General features: G+C 68.6%; 21 protein-coding genes. 20 read left to right on the top strand and 1 reads right to left on the bottom strand.

The annotated features are described in order from the left end of the window. Positions 1–325: 325 nt before the first annotated feature. The 8 genes from ACN2C7_RS00585 (at position 326) to trpS (ending at position 7,096) form a co-directional block, all read left to right on the top strand. A complete protein-coding gene (locus ACN2C7_RS00585; protein ID WP_419319264.1) occupies positions 326–967 on the top strand; it encodes a TetR/AcrR family transcriptional regulator in 642 nt (213 codons plus the stop codon). A gap of 98 nt (positions 968–1,065) precedes the next feature. Continuing rightward, positions 1,066–1,704: a GTP cyclohydrolase I FolE gene (folE, locus tag ACN2C7_RS00580; RefSeq protein ID WP_419319263.1), complete on the top strand. Its 639-nt coding sequence runs from the start codon at positions 1,066–1,068 to the stop codon at positions 1,702–1,704. 5 nt (positions 1,705–1,709) lie between these two features. Continuing rightward, entirely contained in the window at positions 1,710–2,114 is a 405-nt protein-coding gene (locus ACN2C7_RS00575; RefSeq protein WP_419319262.1) for a thiol-disulfide oxidoreductase DCC family protein, read from the top strand. Further along, the gene (locus ACN2C7_RS00570; RefSeq protein WP_419319260.1) at positions 2,111–2,551 is read left to right on the top strand and encodes a DUF3429 domain-containing protein; all 441 of its coding nucleotides are present in this window, start codon (positions 2,111–2,113) and stop codon (positions 2,549–2,551) included. The genes ACN2C7_RS00575 and ACN2C7_RS00570 overlap by 4 nt, the downstream gene beginning before the upstream one ends. Beyond that, on the top strand, positions 2,544–3,299 hold the full coding sequence (locus tag ACN2C7_RS00565) for an SDR family NAD(P)-dependent oxidoreductase (RefSeq protein ID WP_419319259.1): 756 nt from the start codon (positions 2,544–2,546) through the stop codon (positions 3,297–3,299). Before ACN2C7_RS00570 ends, ACN2C7_RS00565 begins: the two co-directional genes overlap by 8 nt. Beyond that, a complete protein-coding gene (locus tag ACN2C7_RS00560; protein ID WP_419319258.1) occupies positions 3,293–4,237 on the top strand; it encodes an NAD(P)/FAD-dependent oxidoreductase in 945 nt (314 codons plus the stop codon). The genes ACN2C7_RS00565 and ACN2C7_RS00560 overlap by 7 nt, the downstream gene beginning before the upstream one ends. A 31-nt stretch (positions 4,238–4,268) precedes the next feature. Beyond that, positions 4,269–5,879: a murein biosynthesis integral membrane protein MurJ gene (gene murJ, locus ACN2C7_RS00555; protein ID WP_419319257.1), complete on the top strand. Its 1,611-nt coding sequence runs from the start codon at positions 4,269–4,271 to the stop codon at positions 5,877–5,879. Positions 5,880–6,046: 167 nt separating this feature from the next. Further along, the gene (trpS, locus tag ACN2C7_RS00550) at positions 6,047–7,096 is read left to right on the top strand and encodes a tryptophan--tRNA ligase (RefSeq protein ID WP_419319256.1); all 1,050 of its coding nucleotides are present in this window, start codon (positions 6,047–6,049) and stop codon (positions 7,094–7,096) included. A gap of 127 nt (positions 7,097–7,223) precedes the next feature. On the opposite strand, the gene ACN2C7_RS00545 is transcribed toward trpS, so the two are convergent. Then, entirely contained in the window at positions 7,224–8,492 is a 1,269-nt protein-coding gene (locus ACN2C7_RS00545) for a cytochrome P450 (RefSeq protein WP_419319255.1), read from the bottom strand. 119 nt (positions 8,493–8,611) lie between these two features. Between ACN2C7_RS00545 and ACN2C7_RS00540 the strand changes: the two genes are divergently transcribed. The 12 genes from ACN2C7_RS00540 (at position 8,612) to lnt (ending at position 18,202) form a co-directional block, all read left to right on the top strand. Next, positions 8,612–9,181 (top strand): NifU family protein, encoded by a 570-nt coding sequence (locus tag ACN2C7_RS00540; RefSeq protein ID WP_419319254.1) that lies wholly within the window; start codon positions 8,612–8,614, stop codon positions 9,179–9,181. A gap of 88 nt (positions 9,182–9,269) precedes the next feature. Further along, positions 9,270–9,857, top strand: coding sequence for a malonic semialdehyde reductase (locus tag ACN2C7_RS00535; RefSeq protein ID WP_419319253.1), 588 nt, complete (start codon positions 9,270–9,272; stop codon positions 9,855–9,857). Positions 9,858–9,998: 141 nt separating this feature from the next. Continuing rightward, the gene (locus ACN2C7_RS00530) at positions 9,999–10,649 is read left to right on the top strand and encodes a DUF1131 domain-containing protein (protein WP_419319252.1); all 651 of its coding nucleotides are present in this window, start codon (positions 9,999–10,001) and stop codon (positions 10,647–10,649) included. Positions 10,650–10,656: 7 nt separating this feature from the next. Next, complete coding sequence (locus ACN2C7_RS00525; RefSeq protein WP_419319251.1) at positions 10,657–11,256, top strand: DUF1131 domain-containing protein; 600 nt, start codon at positions 10,657–10,659, stop codon at positions 11,254–11,256. Then, on the top strand, positions 11,253–11,888 hold the full coding sequence (tsaB, locus tag ACN2C7_RS00520) for a tRNA (adenosine(37)-N6)-threonylcarbamoyltransferase complex dimerization subunit type 1 TsaB (protein WP_419319250.1): 636 nt from the start codon (positions 11,253–11,255) through the stop codon (positions 11,886–11,888). The genes ACN2C7_RS00525 and tsaB overlap by 4 nt, the downstream gene beginning before the upstream one ends. Beyond that, positions 11,885–12,337 (top strand): GNAT family N-acetyltransferase, encoded by a 453-nt coding sequence (locus ACN2C7_RS00515; protein WP_419319249.1) that lies wholly within the window; start codon positions 11,885–11,887, stop codon positions 12,335–12,337. Before tsaB ends, ACN2C7_RS00515 begins: the two co-directional genes overlap by 4 nt. 45 nt (positions 12,338–12,382) lie before the next feature. After that, positions 12,383–12,790, top strand: a complete 408-nt coding sequence (locus ACN2C7_RS00510; protein ID WP_419253579.1) for a Fur family transcriptional regulator — start codon at positions 12,383–12,385, stop codon at positions 12,788–12,790. Between the two features lie 174 nt (positions 12,791–12,964). After that, the gene (gene miaB / locus ACN2C7_RS00505) at positions 12,965–14,317 is read left to right on the top strand and encodes a tRNA (N6-isopentenyl adenosine(37)-C2)-methylthiotransferase MiaB (protein WP_419319248.1); all 1,353 of its coding nucleotides are present in this window, start codon (positions 12,965–12,967) and stop codon (positions 14,315–14,317) included. Beyond that, the gene (locus ACN2C7_RS00500; RefSeq protein WP_419319247.1) at positions 14,314–15,258 is read left to right on the top strand and encodes a PhoH family protein; all 945 of its coding nucleotides are present in this window, start codon (positions 14,314–14,316) and stop codon (positions 15,256–15,258) included. Before miaB ends, ACN2C7_RS00500 begins: the two co-directional genes overlap by 4 nt. 14 nt (positions 15,259–15,272) lie before the next feature. Further along, on the top strand, positions 15,273–15,734 hold the full coding sequence (gene ybeY, locus ACN2C7_RS00495) for an rRNA maturation RNase YbeY (protein ID WP_419321510.1): 462 nt from the start codon (positions 15,273–15,275) through the stop codon (positions 15,732–15,734). A gap of 12 nt (positions 15,735–15,746) precedes the next feature. Continuing rightward, a complete protein-coding gene (locus tag ACN2C7_RS00490) occupies positions 15,747–16,652 on the top strand; it encodes a hemolysin family protein (protein ID WP_419319246.1) in 906 nt (301 codons plus the stop codon). Further along, entirely contained in the window at positions 16,649–18,202 is a 1,554-nt protein-coding gene (lnt, locus tag ACN2C7_RS00485) for an apolipoprotein N-acyltransferase (RefSeq protein ID WP_419319245.1), read from the top strand. Before ACN2C7_RS00490 ends, lnt begins: the two co-directional genes overlap by 4 nt. Positions 18,203–18,220 lie beyond the last annotated feature (18 nt).

Below are 18,220 nucleotides of genomic sequence, written 5' to 3'. Positions count from 1 at the left end.
GCACGATGCGCAGCAGGCATGGGCTGAAATCGCCCATGCGGTCTGGACGGGGTCGCTATCCCCTCCACCCGCCGGAGGCCGAAGTCGGGAGCGGGTTAAAACCCCGCGCCTCGAAGGCTTCCGTCTGAAGATCACGCGGAGCGTCTGTCTTCGTCGAAACGGTATCTTCTATCCCATCCTCCGGGCGGGGCCCGGACGCTCCGCGACCCTTCCCACCACTCGGCGGTTTCCCGCGCGAGGTCGCAAAGCCGCGTCCGCAGAGCCCCGCCCAGATTGCCGCCGCCGCGCCTTCGCGTTACGGGTGGCGCGCACGAGGACAATCACGGTGTCGAGACCCAAGGGCTCCCTGGCCGCCGATCACGAGACCAAGCGGCGTGATCTGCTGACCAAGATGACCACGCGCCTGATGCATCGGCAGGCGGCGCGTCCCAGCCTGCGCGATCTGGCCGGGGCCGCGGAGGTCAGCGTTCCGACCCTGCGGCACTATTTCGGCGGACGTCAGGCGGTGGTCGACGCGGTGCTGGCCGACTGCCTGCGGGTGGGTCGCGACGGCCTGGACGCCCAGCGCAGCTCCGACCGGCCGTTCGCCGAGTCGATCCAGGGCTATGCCGAGGCCCTGATTCGGGCCCTGCAGGCCCCGCGCCCGGTCAAGCTGGGCGACATCTTCGCCGTCAGCCTGGCCGAAGGGTTCCTGGACCCGCAGATCGGCGCCTCGGCCCTGAACCATATTGTCGAGCCGACCCTGCAGGTGCTGGAAGCGCGGCTGGAAGAGCACATGCGCCGCGGCGAGATGATCCAGGCCGACGCCCGCGCCGCCGGCCTAATGCTGCTGTCGCCGCTGCTGGTGGCCTGCCTGCACCAGGACCAGTTGAACGGAACCCATGTGCGGCCGCTGTCGACGGAGGATCTGGCCCGGTCGGTCAGCGAGGCCTTCGTGCGGGCCTATGCCGTTCGGGCTGTGGCCTGACGGTCAATCGGAGGGCTCGCAACTCTCCGCTTTTCTATATCTCACATGGGATATAGAACCCCGCTCCTAGGTTCGGTGATCGGCGCGGAGAGAACGGCATGGCGAGCAAGATTCACGGCAACTCCTCTCTCGCCTGCCACGAGCTGCATCCCCACGCCCATAGCCCGTCGCGCCCCAGCCAGGCCGAGGCCGAGGCGGCCGTGCGCGTGCTGATCGAATGGGCGGGCGACGATCCGTCGCGCGAAGGCCTGCTGGACACCCCGGCCCGGGTGGCGCGTTCCTATGGCGAGCTGTTCAGCGGCTATGGCGAGGATCCGCGCCGCCATCTGGAGCGGACCTTCGAAGAGGTCGGCGGCTATGAGGACCTGATCGTGCTGTCCAACATCCGGGTTGTCAGTTTCTGCGAGCATCACATGCTGCCGGTGATCGGCCGGGCCCATGTGGGCTATCTGCCGCGCAACCGGGTGGTGGGCATTTCCAAGCTGGCCCGGGTGGTGCGCGGCTTCGCCAAGCGCCTGCAGATCCAGGAAAAGCTGACGGCCGACATCGCCCAGACCATCCAGGACGTGCTCGATCCCCTGGGCGTCGGCGTGGTCATCGAGGCCGAGCACAGCTGCATGACCCTGCGCGGTGTCGATACGGCCGGCTCGATGCTGTCGACCAGCCGCCTGCTGGGCGTGATCCGTGACGATGGCCGCACGCGGGACGAGTTCCTGCGCATGGTCCGGCAGGCCTGAGACCGATGACCGCCGCGCCACTCACCTCGACGACGCCGGCGGTGACGGTCTGGTTCGACGGCGACTGCCCGCTGTGCGTCCGCGAGATCGCCCTGATGCGGCGGCTGGATCGTCGGGGCGCGATCGACTTTGTCGATGTGGCGGGCGACGGCAGCTGTCCGACCGACCGCGCCGAGCTGCTGGCGCGCTTTCACGCCCAGGAGGCCGGCGGAGCCATGGTGTCGGGCGCCGCGGCCTTCGCGGCCCTGTGGCGGGCCATTCCCGTGCTGGCGCCGTTTGGCCGGATGGCGCGAAACCCGGCGCTGCTGTGGGGGCTGGAGCGGGCCTATCGCGGCTTCCTGCGGCTGCGGCCCCGGCTGCAGGCGCTGGTTCGCCGGCTTGAGAGAACCTCGCGCGGAGGTCGGGCATGACCCCCGCGCCCGGAACGCCGCGCGTGGTGCTGGCCTATGGCCTGCTGGGCCTGATCCCCTTTCTGGCGCCGCCCCTGATCGGCGGCCTGTTTCCCGACCACGCCGCCTTCGCGGCCCGCGCCCTGGCCCTGTATGGCGGCCTGATCCTGTCCTTTCTGGGCGGAGCGCGCTGGGCGATGGCGGTGCGTCAGACCCCGGTCGACGCCCGGATCGTCTCGCTGGCCATGATCCCGACCCTGGTCGCTCTGGCCGTGTTGCTGCTGCCCGCCGAGCTGCGGGCCGCGCAGCTGGCGGTGCTGGCCCTGGCCCTGCTGGTCCACGGCGCCTGGGATGTCTGGTCCAGCGGCCTGCCCGACTGGTATCCGCGCCTGAGGCTGATCCTGACCCTGGGCGGCACGGCCGGGCTGTCGGCCGGCGCGCTGGTGCTGCATGGCTGAGGCGGTTTCCACACCGGCCCGGCTGGCCGTCGTGGTCGGCGGCGCCGGCGGCGTCGGCGGGGCCCTGGCCCGCGCCCTGGCCGGAAACCCGAGCTATGATCGGGTCATCGTCCTGTCGCGACGGCTTCCGGCGGACTGGCCGGCCACGGACGCCCAAGACCGGATGGTCTGGATGCCGGCCGATATTCTCGACGAGGACAGCCTGGCGGCGGCCGCTGTCCGCATCGCCGCCCTGGGGGCGCCGACCCTGATCCTGATCGCCACCGGCATTCTGCACGGCGAGGGCCTGGCGCCGGAAAAGACCCTGCGCGCCGTGACCGCCGAGGCCCTGTCGCGGGTGTTTCTGGTCAATGCCGTAGGCCCGGCCCTGGTCGCCAAGCACCTGCTGCCCTTGACCCCGCGCGACCAGCCCAGCGTTCTGGCCGCCCTGTCGGCCCGGGTGGGCAGTATCGGCGACAACCGGCTGGGTGGCTGGTACGGCTATCGGGCCTCCAAGGCGGCGCTGAACATGCTGATCCACACTATGGCGATCGAGCATCGCCGCACCCGGCCGCTGGGCGTCTGCGTGGCGCTGCATCCCGGCACGGTCGACACCGCCCTCAGCGCGCCGTTCCAGACCGCCGTGCCCGACGGCCGCCTGTTCACGGCCGAGCAGTCAGCCGCCGCCCTGCTGGCGGTGGTCGACAGCCTGGGCCTCGAGGCCAATGGCGGCTTCTTCGCCTGGGACGGAGCGCCCATTCCATGGTGAGCCAGCCTCGCACCGCCGTGATCGGCGCCGGCATGGCCGGCCTGACCTGCGCCACCGCCCTGCAGGCGGCCGGCCATCAGGTCGTGGTCTTCGAAAAGGCGCGGGGCCCCGGCGGACGGATGTCGACCCGTCGGCAAGCGCTGGGCGAGGGTGAGGTCGCCTTCGACCACGGCGCGCCGGCCTTTACGGCCCTGGAGGCTGACTTTCAGGCTCAGGTGCAGTTCTGGAGCCTGCAGGGTCTGGCCGCGCCCTGGCCTGCCGCCGGACCCGGACAGTTTGTCGGGGTCCCCGCGATGAACGCGCCGCTGAAGGCCATGGCGGCCGATCTGGACACCCGCTGGAGCCAGACGATCAGCGGGATTTCGCGCGACGCCGCCGGCTGGCGGCTGGCCGGGACGACGCAGGACGAGGGGCCGTTTGACCGCCTCGTCGTGGCCATACCCGCCGAACAGGCCGCTGTTCTGCTGGCTCCGGTCCAGCCAAAATTCGCCGACCTGGCCCGCGCCGTTCACTCCGCGCCGTGCTGGACCCTGATGGCGGTGTTCGATCAGCCCGTGCAAAGCGCTGAGGCGGTTCTGACCGGCGGTGAGGTCGTGGCCTTCGCCAGCCGCGAGGCCAGCAAGCCAGGGCGCGCAGCGACCGAGGCCTGGGTGATCCACGCCACCCCCGACTGGTCGCGCGACCATCTGGAACTGACCGTCGATGAGGCCGCGCCCCGGCTGCTGGCGGGCTTTGAGGCCCTGCTGGGATCGTCTGCGCCCCTCGCCGTTTCGGCGGTGGCCCATCGCTGGCGCTATGCCCGGCCCCTGGCCGCGCCGCGTCCGCCCCTGTGGGACGCGGCGAGCCGCCTGGGCGTCTGCGGCGACTGGCTGGGCGGCGGCTCGGTCGAGGGCGCCTGGCGATCAGGCTTCGAGATGGCGGCTGGGCTCCTGCCTTGACGCCGTCAGCGGCAACGCCCAGAAGCCGGGCGTGACCGACACCGCACCCCCCGCCGCCGCCCCGAAAAAAGCCCCCGGCATGATCCGGTCCTCGGCGATCTATTCGGGCCTGACCCTGGTCAGCCGGCTGATGGGCTTCGTGCGCGATCTGGTGATGTCCTACTTCCTGGGGGCCAGCGCCAATTTCGCGGCTGACGCCTTCAACACCGCCCAGATGTTCCCCAACCTGTTCCGGCGGATCTTCGCCGAAGGCGCCTTCGCGGCGGCCTTCGTGCCGGCCTATTCCAAGACGCTGGACCGCGACGGGGCCGAGGTGGCCGACAAGCTGGCGGCCGACGCCATGGCCACCATCGCCGCCTTCACCGTCGGTCTGACCCTGATCTCGCAGGCCGCCATGCCGTGGCTCATGATGGTCATCAGCCCGGGCTTTGGCTTTGGCACCGACAAGTACAAGCTGGCCGTGATCCTGACCCAGATCACCATGCCCTATCTGCCCTGCATGGCCATCGTGGCCCTGCTGTCGGGCGTTCTGAACGCCCGGGGCAAGTTCATCGTCTCGGCCGCCGCGCCGATCCTGCTCAATCTCGTGACCCTGATCGCGGTCATCCCGACCAAGACCGCTCATCAGGCGGCCACGGCGGCCTCCTGGGGCATTCTGGCCGCCGGGACCTGCCAGGTGCTGCTGCTGGTCTGGGCGGTGCGCAAGGCCGGGGCGACGATCCGCTGGCGGTTGCCGCGCCTCACCCCGGAGATCAAGGGCCTGATCGCCCTGGCCATACCGGGCGCCATCGCCGCCAGCGCCAGCCAGATCAACATCACCATCTCGGGCGTGCTGGCCAGCCATGTGAACGGCGCGCGGACCTGGCTGGCCTATGCCGACCGCCTCTACCAGCTGCCGCTGGGCCTGGTGGGCGTGGCCATCGGGGTGGCTTTGCTGCCGCGCCTGTCGCGGGCCGTGGTGGCCGAGGATCGCCGCGAGGCCCAGAGCGCCATGGATCAGGCCATCGTCTTTGCCTTGGCTCTGACCCTGCCGGCCGCTGTGGCGCTGTTCAGCATTCCGTTCTTCCTGATCGACGGCCTGTTCACCCGGGGCGAGTTCACGGTGTTCGACGCCCGCCAGACGGCCAACGCCCTGTTGCACTATGGCTGGGGCACCCCGGCCTTCGTGCTGGCCCGTATCCTGTCGCCGGCCTTCTTTGCGCGGGGCGACACCAAGAGCCCGATGCGTTTCGCCCTGGTTTCGGTGGCCGTCAATATCGGCCTGGGTCTGGCCCTGTTCCCGTTCATGGGCGTGCCGGGCCTGGCCGCCGCGACCAGCGCCGCCTCGTGGATCAATGTGCTGCAGATGGTGCTGACCTTGAGCAAGCGCGGCGACTACACCCCCAGCGCCATGGCCTGGGGCAAGATCATCCGGGTGCTGGCGGCCAGCGTCGCCCTGGGCATGATCCTGGCGGCGATGTCGCACTGGCGCGCCGCCATCGAGGCGCCGATCCTGGCCCTGGGTCTGGGTTCGGCCAAGGAGCTGGCCATCCTGGCGACCTGCGCCCTGGCGGCGGCGCTCTATCCGCTGCTCCTGCTGCTGTCGGGCGGGGTCACCGTGGCCGAGGCCAAGACCGTGCTACGGCGCGGCGCCGGGCGCTGAGCCGGCTTGCCCTGCGGTGCGCGGAGCGGTAACCAGCGGGCATGGCTTTGATCGGTCCCTTCGCGTCGCGATGGCGCGGCTCCCGCTGACCCTGATCGCCGCATCTTCGGATGCGGTTGGCGCCCTCGCGCTCGCCACCTCAAATCTACGCATTCAAGGCTGAAGCCATGACCGACCAAGCTCCCGTCGCCGCCCCCCTTGCCGCCTATGCGGGCCCGGCCCGCGTCCTCTCCGGCGTGCAGCCCTCCGGGGCCCTGCACCTGGGCAACTATCTGGGCGCGCTGGTGAAGTTCGCCCGCCTGCAGCACGAGATCGACACCTTCATCTTCGTGGCCGACCTGCACGCCATCACGGTGTGGCAGGAGCCGGCGGCCCTGGCCCAGCAGACCCGCGAGATCGCCGCCGCCTATCTGGCCGCCGGCCTCGACCCGGCCAAGGCCACCATCTTCCCGCAATCGGCCGTGCCCGAGCATGCCGAACTGGCCTGGATCTTCCAGTGCGTGGCCCGCCTGGGCTGGCTGGACCGCATGACCCAGTTCAAGGAAAAGAGCGGCAAGAACAAGGAGCGCAGTTCGGTGGGGCTCTACACCTATCCGGTGCTGCAGGCCGCCGACATCCTGATCTACAAGGCCACCCACGTGCCGGTGGGCGAGGACCAGAAGCAGCATCTGGAACTGACCCGCGACATCGCCGCCAAGTTCAATCACGACTTTGCTGCGCCCAACTTCTTCCCGCAGCCCGACCCGCTGATCCAGGGCCCCGGCGCCCGGATCATGAGCCTGCGCGACGGCTCGGCCAAGATGAGCAAGTCCGATCCGTCGGACTATAGCCGCATCAACCTGACCGACGACGCCGACACCATCGCCGCCAAGGTCAAGAAGGCCCGCACCGATCCCGAGCCGCTGCCCGAGACGCTGGAAGAGCTGGCGACCCGCCCCGAGGCCGACAACCTGGTCGGCATCTTCGCGGCCCTGGACGGCCGGACGAAAGCGGAAGTCCTGGCCGAGTATGCCGGCAAGGGCTTTGGAACCTTCAAGCCGGCCATGGCCGAACTGGCGGTCGAGAAGCTGGCCCCGGTGGGGGAGCGCATGCGGACCCTGCTGGCCGATCCGGCAGAGATCGACCGCATCCTGGCCAAGGGCGCGGCGCGGGCTCGCGAAGCCGCGGCCCCGACCGTGGCCGAGGTCAAGAAGCTGGTGGGGTTCTGGGGGGCTTGAAACTCGCCCCCTCCTGACCGCTTCGCGGTCGTCCTCCCCCGTAGGGGGAAGACGAAGCCGCGCTGACCTCATCTTCCCCCTACGGGGGAGGAGCGCCGAAGGCGCGGAGGGGGCAAGTATTCGCCGACTAGACCCGCTCGGGGATCCGAACCGTCAGGGTCTCGTAACCCTTCACGAAGCTGGAATAGACCCGGCGCGGCTCGTCCAGCACTTCGATCTTCGGGAAGCGCTTGAGGATTTCTTCCCAGACGATCTTCAGCTGCATCTCGGCCAGGCGGTTGCCCACGCAGCGATGGATGCCGAAGCCGAACGACAGGTGGCGGCGGGGATTCTCGCGGTCGATGATGAAGCTGTCGGCGTCTTCGATCACGGTGTCGTCGCGGTTGCCCGAGACGTACCACATGACGACCTTGTCGCCCTTCTTGATCTGCTTGCCGCCCAGTTCGACATCTTCAAGCGCGGTGCGGCGCATGTGGGCCAGGGGCGTCTGCCAGCGGATGATCTCCGAGACCATCGAGGGGATCAGCTCTGGATTGGCCCGTAGCTTAGCTTCCTGCTCGGGGTTCTTGCTGAGCGCGTAGAGGCCGCCGGTCAGGGAGTTGCGGGTGGTGTCATTGCCGCCGACGATCAGCAGGATGATGTTGCCCAGATACTCCATGGGCGGCATGTCGCGCGTGGCTTCGCCGTGGGCCAGCATCGAGATCAGGTCGCCGCCCGGCTCGGTGGCGTTGACCCGCTCGTTCCAGAGATTGGTGAAATAGGCCAGGCACTCCAGCAGCTCGGCCCGGCGGGCGTCCTCGCTCTCGATCAGGCCGCTTTCCGGTGAGGCGGTGGCGATGTCCGACCAGCGGGTCAGCTTGCGGCGCTCTTCCCAGGGGAAGTCGAACAGGGTGGCCAGCATCTGGGTGGTCAGCTCGATCGACACCTTGTCGACCCAGTCGAAGGGCACGCCGATCGGCAGGTCGTCGAGGATCAGGTTCACCCGCTCGCGGATCAGGCCTTCCAGCTTGGCCAGGTTCTGGGGCGAGACGATCGGGCTGACGGTCTTGCGCTGGATGTCGTGCTTGGGCGGGTCCATGGCGATGAACATCGGCAGGACGAAGTCCTCGTCGAAGTTCCGGATCGTGATGCCGCCCAGATGGGCGTCGGACGAAAACACCGCGTGATTGGTGTCGACAGCCATGATGTCGTTGTAGCGGGTCACCGACCAGTAGGGGCCCGTTTCCTCATTGCCCTTGGAATAGTGAACCGGGTCTTCTTTGCGGAGCCGTTCAAAATAGGGCCACATGGCGTCGGCCTGGAACAGGACCGGATCGGCGACATGGTAGTCCTCGAGGGGAATGGACCAGGCCTTGGCGCGCACTTCGGCGCTCAGATCAATCGAGCCATCGCTCATGTAAGCCTCCCGCGGATCATTGTTTTCCGTATCACGCCAGAAAATGACGCCTGTGTCACCTTTCTTTCTGAGGCGCCCGACATCTTGCGCGCGGGGCTGTCGAGGTCCATCTCTCCGCCATGTTCATCCAGACCGAAACCACGCCCAATCCCGAGGTGCTGAAGTTCCTGCCCGGCCGTGAAGTGCTGGGTGAGGGCGCGCGCGAGTTCAAGACGCCGGAAGAGGGCGAGTCCTCGCCGCTGGCCAAGGCTCTGTTCCAGCTGGGCGACGTGACACGGGTGTTTTTCGGTCCCGAATTCCTGACCGTGACCAAGGATCCGGACGCCGAGTGGCCGCATCTGAAGGCGCCGATCCTGGCCGCCATCATGGACCACTTCACCAGCGGCCGACCCCTGCTGCTGGATGCAACCGACAGCGGCCACGACGATGACGGCGTCTATGACGACGAGGCCAGCCAGATCGTCGCCGAGATCAAGGAACTGCTCGACACCCGCATCCGTCCGGCCGTGGCCCAGGACGGCGGCGACATCGTGTTCAGCAAGTTCGAGCCCGCCACCGGCGTGGTCTGGCTGCACATGCGCGGCGCCTGCTCGGGCTGCCCGTCCTCGTCGGCGACCCTGAAGTCCGGCGTCGAGAACATGCTCAAGCACTATGTGCCGGAAGTGACCCGGGTCGAGCAGACGCTCTAGGAATTCCCCGCCCCGCGGCTTGCGCGCCCGTTTCGCAAGTCTATATTGCAACCATACAAGTTGCTGATGGCTTCCCTGAGGATCGCAAATGGCCAAGCTCGACGCCCCGGCGCTCGCCCAACTGTTTACCGAGGCGCGGACGCGCAATGGCTGGAAGACCGATCCGCTGCCGGAAAGCCTGCTGCGCGAGCTCTATGATCTGGTGAAGTTTGGCCCCACCGCCGCCAACTCGACCCCGGCGCGCTTCATCTTCGTGACCAGCCCGGACGCCAAGGCCAGACTGGCGGCGCTGTCGTCGGGTTCGAACGGCCCCAAGATCCTGCAGGCCCCGGCCACGGTGATCGTCGGCTACGACCTCGACTTCCCCGAGACCCTCGACAAGCTGTTCCCGCACGCCCCCGGCGCCAAGACCTGGTTCGCCGATCCGGTCGCTAAGGAATGGGGCGCGTTCCGCAACAGCTCGCTGCAGGGCGGCTATTTCATCCTCGCCGCCCGGGCCCTGGGCCTGGACGTCGGCGCGATGTCGGGCTTCGACAATGCGGGCGTCGACGCGGAATTCTTCGCGGGCGCCAACATAAAGTCCAATTTCATTGCTTCGATTGGCCATGGCACGGAAGAGGGCCTCTTCCCGCGCAGCCCGCGCCTCGACTTCGAGGAAGCCGCCCAAATCGTCTGATGGAGATCGTCTGATCTCGCGCCACAGTTTTTGGCCGGTCCGCGTGAGTATGGATCGGCCCGACCTGACCCTCCGGTCGTTTCGGCGACCGGAGGTGACGGGTTCTTTGTGCATCTGGAGCACACGCGCTAAAACCACCGCATGATCCAGCGCCTTGCCCTTATCGCCCTGCCGCTCCTGCTGCTCGCCGCCTGCGGTCCGGCGGAAAAGAAGGCCGCCGAGGCTGGGACCGCCCCGCCCTCCGCCGAGCCTGGCAAGAGCAGCTCTGTCGCGGTGATGGTCAAACCCTATGTCGATGGCCCCCTGACCGTCGGCGTTGACGGCGTCGGCCCGATTACCGCCGCCACGGCGTTCGACCTGCCGACCTTCAAGGTTCTGTTCCCCAGGGCGGTGGTCGCCCAGGCCTTCCTGCACCTCGGAACCGGCCGGCCCCAGCCGATCATCAATGTCGAGCTGAACCAGACCCCGCTGATGGAGGTCTCCAAGGGCGAGGATGGCGATCTGGGCTCGATCCGTCTGGAAGGCGGCGACGTGCGCGGCCCCAAGGACGAGACCCTGCTGACCCAATGGTCGGCGCTGAACCTGGACATCGCCAACTGCCGGGCCGGCGAGGGGCGTGACATCAACACCGTGGTCTGCGCTCGGCCCGAGGCGCCCAATGTCGCCTATCTGATCGGCGTGCCGGGCTGGACCAAGGGCGGCCTGCCGCCGGTCGAGACGCTGAACGCCAAGGGCCAGCTGAACGGCTTCGTCTGGCGGCCGGCCGAGGTCGCCGCCGTCGGCGCGGCCTGATCGTCTCATGCGCTTGCCCCTCGCCCTGATCGCCGTTCCGCTGGCGCTGCTCGCCGCCTGTGGTCCGGCGGACAAGCCCGCACCGCCGGCATCGCCCCCGTCCGCCGCCGCACCTGCCGCCGGGACGGGCTCCCTGCTGGCGCTCGACGAGTACGCCGTCGGGCCGATCATGGCCCAGACCCCGTTCAGGGCCGAGGCGATCCAGGCCCTGTTTCCGAACGACCGGGTCGCGACGGAGAGCTCGGTCATCACTGTCGCCCGCGACGGCGTGACGATGCTGAAAATCCTCGGCGAGCCAGGCCTGACCACGGTCGGCGAGATCCATATCGCCGGACGATCGGCGACCGGACCGCGCGGCGAGGTCTTCGGCATGCCCTGGCCCCGGCTGGACGTGCCCCCCAAGCGCTGCTGGATGGGCCAGGCCGCCTATCGCCACGCCGTGATCTGCACCCAGCCCGGCGAGTCGGTGCTGCGCTACGTGTTTGAGGTTCCCGGCTGGACCACGGATGCGTTGCCGCCGACCGAGATGCTGGCCAAGGCCACCTTGCGCGACTTCATCTGGAAGAGCGGCGCGGGCGGCTACGCTCCGAACGGGGGCGGCGCATGATCCTGGCCATCGACACCTGCCTGGGCGCCAGCTCGGTCGCGATCCTGGACGGCGACCGGGTTCTGGCGTCGCGCAGCGAGCCCATGACCCGGGGCCACCAGGAACGCATCGGCGTCCTGGCCCGCGAGGTCGCGCTCGAAGCCGGCGTGGCGTTTTCCGACCTGACCCGGATCGGCGTCACGGTTGGTCCCGGCTCGTTCACCGGCCTGCGCGTGGGCCTGGCCTTCGCCAAGGGCCTGGCCACGGCGCTGTCGATCCCCTGCGTGGGGGTCAGCACGCTGGAGGCCCTGGCCTTTGGAACGCCGGGCTTCGTCGCCGCCGTGCTCGATGCGCGGATGAGCCAGGTCTATCTGCAGATCTTCGACGGCCAGGTCGCCCTGATGGCCCCCGACGCCCTTGACCTGGGCTTCGCCGCCGCGCGGCTGGCCGAACTGCATGGCGGACAGGCCGTGACCCTGATCGGGTCCGGCGCGCCGCTGCTGGCTGAAACCTTCCCGAAGGCCACGATCCTCACCCCGGCCTTTCCCGATCCGGTCGCCGTGGCGCGACTGGCCGCCGCCCGGCCCGCGCCGGCCCATTCGCCCCGGCCGCTCTATCTGCGCGCCCCCTACGCCACGCTTCCAGCCTCATGATCCTGCGTCCCGTGGGCCTGGAGGCCTGTTTCATCCTGGCCGATCTGCACGACCGCGCCTTTCCCCGGCCGTGGAGCGCTCTGGAATTCGAAGCGCTGCTGAAGTCGCCCGGCGTCTTCGCCGTCATGGGCGAGGCAGGTGAGCCGGCCGTCGAGAAGGGCTTCATCCTGTGCCGGTCGATCGCCGGCGAGGCCGAGGTCCTGACCATCGCCGTCGATCCCGCCGCCCGCCGCCGCGGCTGGGGCGGCGCCCTGGTCGAAATGGCGGCCGGGATCGCGACCGAAACCGGTTCTGAAGCCATGTTCCTGGAGGTGGCGTCCGACAACACGGCCGCCGTCGCCCTCTATGCGGCGACCGGCTTTGCCCGGGTTGGGCTGCGCAAGGGCTATTATCCCCATCCGGATGGCGCTAGGGACGCGATTGTCATGCGGCGGGCGCTTAACACTTAAGGGCTCACCGCCTATCCTGCCATCGACTCAGACGGAGGCGCCGCCTTGGATCGACTTGAAAAGCTCTGCATCGATAAGGGCATGCGCATGACCGACCAGCGCCGCGTGATCGCGCGCGTACTGTCGGCCGCCGATGATCACCCGGATGTCGAAGAGCTGCACCGCCGCGCCCACGCCGTCGACCCGCACATCTCGATCGCCACGGTCTATCGGACGGTCCGCCTGTTCGAAGAGAGCGGCATCATCGAGCGTCACGACTTCCGTGATGGCCGCTCGCGCTATGAAGAAACCCCCAGCCATCACCACGACCACCTGATCGACATGAAGACCGGCAAGGTCGTCGAGTTCGTGGACGAGGAGATCGAGGCCCTGCAGAACGCCATCGCGCGCAAGCTGGGCTACAAGCTGGTGGATCACCGGCTGGAACTGTACGGGGTTCCGATCGAGGATTGATCGGGCGCTGGGCGATTACTCGCCCCCACCGGGCCGCTTCGCGACCGTCCGCCCCCGTAGGGGGCGGATGAGTTCATCTTCCCCCTCCGGGGGAGGAGCGCCGCAGGCGCGGAGGGGGCAAGTGTGTCCCCAGCGATCTTGCGCCCGCGCCCTCACGCCCCCATAACCTCGCCCATGAGCGAGACCCCGCAAAAGCGCCTCTATATCAAGACCTACGGCTGTCAGATGAATGTCTATGACAGCGAGCGCATGGCCGATGTCCTGCGTCCGCTGGGCTATGGCGTGGTCAATGATCCCGAAGGCGCCGATCTGGTGGTGCTCAACACCTGCCACATCCGCGAAAAGGCCACCGAGAAGGTCTATTCGGAGCTTGGCCAGATCAAGCTGATGAAGGAGCGCAAGGCGGCGGAGGGCGGTCGCATGACCATCGCCGTGGCCGGTTGCGTGGCCCAGGCCGAGGGCAAGGAGATCATGCATCGCCAGAAGGCGGTCGATCTGGTGGTCGGTCCGCAATCCTATCACCAGCTGCCCGAGCTGATCGCCCGCGCCCACCGGGCCACCGGCGAGCGGCTGTCGACCAGCTTCGCCGCCGACGAGAAGTTCGACGCCCTGCCGGCCGAGCGTCAGGTCAATGGCGTCACCGCCTTCCTGACCGTGCAGGAGGGCTGCGACAAGTTCTGCACCTTCTGCGTGGTGCCCTATACGCGCGGCGGCGAGTGGTCGCGGCCGGTCAACGACATTCTCGAGGAGGCCCGGCGCCTGGCCGCTCAGGGCGTTCGCGAGGTCACCCTGCTGGGCCAGAACGTCAACGCCTTTAATGGCGACGGCTCGACCCTGGCCAAGCTGGTGCGTCAGCTGGCGAAGATCGATGGCCTGGACCGCATCCGCTACACCACCAGCCATCCCCGCGACATGGGCGATGACCTGATCGAGGCCCATGGCGAGCTGCCTGAGCTGATGCCCTATCTGCACCTGCCGGTGCAGGCGGGCAGCGACAAGATCCTCAAGGCCATGAACCGCGACCACACGGCTGAAAGCTATGTGAAGCTGATCGAGAAGATCCGCCTTGCGCGGCCCGACATCGCCATGAGCGGCGACTTCATCGTCGGCTTCCCCGGCGAGCGCGACGGCGATTTCGAGAAGACCCTGGATCTGGTCCGCGAGGTCGGCTTCGCCAGCGCCTTCTCGTTCAAATATTCGCGCCGCCCCGGCACCCCGGCTTCGGCCATGACCGGCCAGGTCGACGAGGCGGTGAAGGCCGAGCGCCTGGAGCGCCTGAACCAGCTGCTCGATGCGCAGCAAAAATCCTTCAATGCCGGCCAGGTGGGCAAGACCATGCCCGTGCTGTTCGAGAAGGCCGGGCGCCATGCCGGCCAGATCGTCGGCCGCAGTCCCTATCTGCAGGCGGTTCACGCCGAAGGCGGCGAACACCTGCTGGGAACCATCGTTCCCGTCCGTATCGAAACCGCCGCCAAGATGAGCCTGGGCGGCGTGCTGGAAAATTCTTCCATCCTGGAGCCCGCTTGAGCCGCACCCCTGAGTTCATGCCGCTGTCGGATGACGCCGTTCGCGCCGTCTCCGGTCCTCACGGCCGTCATGCGGCCCTGATCGAGGACGCCTTCAGGGTGCTCATTGAGACGCCGGGTGGCGGCGTCACCATCACCGGCGACGTCAAGGGCCGGACCGGCGCCAAGCGGGCGCTGCGGGACCTGGCCGACCGCGCTGACGCCGGCGAACAGATTGTCGAGGCCGACATCCGCATCGCCGTGGGCGAGGCCCAGAGCACCGGCGGTCAGGCCTCGGCCCGCACCGTGCGCAAGGGTTCGGTGTCGCCCAAGACCAAGGGCCAGGCCCGCTATATGGAAGCCATGGGCAGCCACCCGCTGTCGTTTGGCCTGGGTCCGGCGGGCACCGGCAAGACCTTCCTGGCCGTGGCGCACGGGGCCGGCATGCTGCTGCGCGGCGAGGTGGACCGCCTGATCGTCACCCGTCCCGCCGTCGAGGCCGGCGAAAAGCTGGGCTTTCTGCCGGGCGACCTGAACGAGAAGGTCGATCCCTATATGGCCCCGGTCTGGGAGGCCCTGACCGACATCATGGGCGCCGACCAGCTGCGCCGTCGTCGGGAAAAGCTGGAGATCGAGGTCGCCCCGATCGCCTTCATGCGCGGCCGCACGCTGGCGCATGCGTTTGTCATCGTCGACGAGGCCCAGAACTGCTCGCGTCTGCAGATGAAGATGGTCCTGACCCGGCTGGGCGAGGGCTCGCGCATGGTGGTGACGGGCGACCCGACCCAGATCGACCTGCTCAATCCCCGCGACTCCGGCCTGGCCCACGCCGTCTCGATCCTGGAAGGGGTCGAGGGGGTTTCAGTCTCGCGCTTCACCGCCGCCGACGTGGTGCGTCACCCGTTGGTCGAACGCATCGTTCGGGCCTATGACGCCGACGCCCTGCAGACGACGACGCGATGACCATCACCGTAGACATCGAGATCGAGGATCAGGCCTGGCTCCAGGCCGAGCCTGAAACCGAGGCCCTGGTCTGGCGCGCCGCCCAGGCGGTGCTGGATGCGCATCAGGACATCGAGGGCCAGGGGATCGTGATCCTGCTGGCCGACGATGACAGCGTCCAGGCCCTGAACCGCGACTTCCGCCAGAAGGACTACGCCACCAACGTCCTGTCGTTTCCCTCGCCCCAAGGGCCTGAGGCGAATCCCGACGGTCAGATTGGCGACATCGCCCTGGCGTTCGGGGTCTGCCAGCGCGAGGCGATCGAGCAGGGCAAGCCTTTTGCCCACCATTTGCAACATCTGGTAGCGCATGGGGTGCTGCATCTCTTAGGATACGACCACGAAGGCGACGAAGAGGCTGAGTCCATGGAGGCCCTGGAACGCGAGATCCTGGCCACGCTGGACGTGCCCGATCCTTACGCCCCCGAGCAGGGATAGTTCTCCAAGGCCATGCCAAGCGACGACTCTAGTCCACAGCCCGCCGGTCCAGCTCGACAGAGCCGGGGCTTGCGGGCGTTTTTCCGCAAGATGCGCAAGCGACTGTCGGCCCCGGTCGAGCTGGTCCGGCCGGCCGAGCCGGTCCAGGACGGCGCGGTCGACATCGTCGATCAGGCCGAGGCCTTCAAGACCCTCCGCGTCGCCGACGTGATGACGCCCCGCGCCGATATCGTCTCGGTCGAGCTGTCCACACCGTTCGAAGCCCTGATCGCCCAGTTCACCGAGGCCGAACACTCGCGGATGCCGATCTATCGCGAGACGCTCGACGACCCGATCGGCGTGGTTCACGTCAAGGACGTGTTCCGACTGCTGGCCGCAGGCGACAACCGCCCGGCTGCGGCCGACATCGTCCTGCACAAGGTGCGGCGCGAGGCCCTCTATGTGCCCGCCTCGATGCGGGCCGCTGATCTGCTGCTGCGCATGCGCACCGGCCGCATCCATCTGGCCCTGGTCATTGACGAATTTGGCGGCACCGATGGGCTGGTGACCATGGAAGACCTGATCGAGGCGGTGGTCGGCGAGATCGATGACGAGCACGACGACGCCACGGTCGCGGGCATCGTGGCCCGGCCCGGCGGGGTGTTCGAGGCCGACGCCCGCGCGCCGCTCGAGGAACTGGAAGCCGCGCTTGGCCGTGAACTGGCGCCGCCCGACATGGAAGAAGACATCGACACCGTCGCCGGCCTGGTCGTGGCCCTGGCCGGCCGCGTGCCGCAGCGGGGCGAGGTGATCGCCCATCCGCACGGCTATGACCTGGAAGTGGTCGAGGCCGATCCGCGCCGGGTTCGACGGGTGCGGGTGCGGCCCGCCGCTGTCCCGGGCGCGGCGGCGCAGCCGGCGGAAGCCGCCGCCTCGTGAACTTCAGGCTCGCTACGCTGTGGCGTGAGCGCGGGCTGGCCCTGCTGGCCGGCCTGGTCGCCGCCCTGGCCCATCCGCCGTTCGGCGTGCTGCCGGGCCTGCTGGGCTACGCCCTGCTGCTGTGGCTGCTCGACACAATCGAAGGGCCTCGGCCGCTGCGCGCGGCCTTCCTGCGCGGCTGGCTGGCGGGCCTGGGCTATTTCGGGCTCGGCACCTGGTGGATCGGCGAGGCCTTCATGGTCGACGCCGCCAATCAGGGCTGGATGGCGCCGTTCGCGGTCGCCGCCATGGCGGGGGGGCTGGCCCTGTTCTGGGGCGTCGCAGCTGTCATCTATCGCCTGGTCCGACCGGCGGGCGTGCGCCGCATCCTGGTCTTCGCCGGCGCCTTCGCGGCGCTGGAGTGGGCGCGCGGTCATGTGCTGACCGGCTTTCCGTGGAACCTGCCGGGCGAGACCTGGAAGGCCGGCTCGGCCCCGTCCCAGGCCGCCGCCCTGGTCGGCGCCTACGGCCTGACCTGGATCACCCTGGCCATCGCCGCCGCGCCGGCCGTCTGGCGCGAGGGCCTGGCGGGCCGCAAGGCGATCGCCGCCGCCGCCGCCGCGCTGGCGGCGCTGTACATCAACGGCTGGATGCCGGCGGCGCTGGCGGTGAGCGCCTCTTCCCCGACCGTCCGCATCGTCCAGGCCAACATCCAGCAGGAGGCCAAGTGGGACGCCGACCGCTTTGCCCAGGTGGTCCAGGCCTATGTTTCGCTGACCGCCAGGCCCTATGCGAGCGGCACGCCGGCTACCCTCGTCGTCTGGCCCGAAGGCGCCTTGCCGGCCGCCATCAATGACTATCTGGCCCCCGGAACCTGGGTGCGCCAGGCGATCGTCGACGCCCTGCAACCGGGGCAGCTGCTGCTGATCGGCGGCTATCGCTATGACGGATCGCCCGACAAGCCGATCTACTACAACAGCCTGATCGCCCTGAAGCGCACCGCGACCGACATCGAGCTGGTCGGCATCTATGACAAGCACCGGCTGGTGCCCTTCGGCGAATATCTGCCGATGGACGCCCTGCTCACGAAGCTGGGCGTCAAAAGTCTGGCCCATCTGGGCGACGGCTTCGCCACTGGGCCGCGCCCGGCCCCGCTGCGGGTGTCGCCCGACCTGATCGTCCAGCCGCTGATCTGCTACGAAAGCCTGTTTCCGGGCCTGGCCAGACCCGATCCCAGGGTCCGCGCCCTGATCAATGTGTCCAACGACGCCTGGTTCGGCGTTACGTCCGGGCCGCTGCAGCATCTCAATCTGGCCAGCTATCGGGCCATAGAAACCGGGGTTCCGATCATCCGCGCCACGCCCACGGGCGTCTCGGCGCTCATCGACGCCAGAGGCGAGATCGTGCGCGAGGCCCGGCTGAGTCTGGGAGAAACCGGCGTTATCGACGGCTCTTTACCGAATGTGGGTAAAATCACACCCTATGCCCGGCTTGGCGACAGCCTGTTCGTGCTATTGCTCGGGCTCTCGATGCTCGCCGGCTTTCGCTCAAAAGCGGGTGGGGGCTATTAATTGTTACCGATTTGTTAG

Source organism: Caulobacter sp. ErkDOM-E (genome assembly GCF_048541895.1).
Classification (GTDB): Bacteria; Pseudomonadota; Alphaproteobacteria; order Caulobacterales; family Caulobacteraceae; genus Caulobacter.
Note: the sequence above shows the minus strand (reverse complement) of the source record. Positions and strands in the feature narration are given on the sequence as shown.

Bases quoted from the DNA above. Each gene is read 5' to 3' on its own strand.
- folE (WP_419319263.1), top strand. From the start codon at position 1,066: ATGGCGAGCAAGATTCACGGCAACTCCTCTCTCGCCTGCCACGAGCTG.
- ACN2C7_RS00575 (WP_419319262.1), top strand. From the start codon at position 1,710: ATGACCGCCGCGCCACTCACCTCGACGACGCCGGCGGTGACGGTCTGG.
- ACN2C7_RS00570 (WP_419319260.1), top strand. From the start codon at position 2,111: ATGACCCCCGCGCCCGGAACGCCGCGCGTGGTGCTGGCCTATGGCCTG.
- ACN2C7_RS00565 (WP_419319259.1), top strand. From the start codon at position 2,544: ATGGCTGAGGCGGTTTCCACACCGGCCCGGCTGGCCGTCGTGGTCGGC.
- ACN2C7_RS00560 (WP_419319258.1), top strand. From the start codon at position 3,293: ATGGTGAGCCAGCCTCGCACCGCCGTGATCGGCGCCGGCATGGCCGGC.
- trpS (WP_419319256.1), top strand. From the start codon at position 6,047: ATGACCGACCAAGCTCCCGTCGCCGCCCCCCTTGCCGCCTATGCGGGC.
- ACN2C7_RS00545 (WP_419319255.1), bottom strand. From the start codon at position 8,492: ATGAGCGATGGCTCGATTGATCTGAGCGCCGAAGTGCGCGCCAAGGCC.
- ACN2C7_RS00540 (WP_419319254.1), top strand. From the start codon at position 8,612: ATGTTCATCCAGACCGAAACCACGCCCAATCCCGAGGTGCTGAAGTTC.
- ACN2C7_RS00535 (WP_419319253.1), top strand. From the start codon at position 9,270: ATGGCCAAGCTCGACGCCCCGGCGCTCGCCCAACTGTTTACCGAGGCG.
- ACN2C7_RS00530 (WP_419319252.1), top strand. From the start codon at position 9,999: ATGATCCAGCGCCTTGCCCTTATCGCCCTGCCGCTCCTGCTGCTCGCC.
- ACN2C7_RS00525 (WP_419319251.1), top strand. From the start codon at position 10,657: ATGCGCTTGCCCCTCGCCCTGATCGCCGTTCCGCTGGCGCTGCTCGCC.
- tsaB (WP_419319250.1), top strand. From the start codon at position 11,253: ATGATCCTGGCCATCGACACCTGCCTGGGCGCCAGCTCGGTCGCGATC.
- ACN2C7_RS00515 (WP_419319249.1), top strand. From the start codon at position 11,885: ATGATCCTGCGTCCCGTGGGCCTGGAGGCCTGTTTCATCCTGGCCGAT.
- miaB (WP_419319248.1), top strand. From the start codon at position 12,965: ATGAGCGAGACCCCGCAAAAGCGCCTCTATATCAAGACCTACGGCTGT.
- ACN2C7_RS00490 (WP_419319246.1), top strand. From the start codon at position 15,747: ATGCCAAGCGACGACTCTAGTCCACAGCCCGCCGGTCCAGCTCGACAG.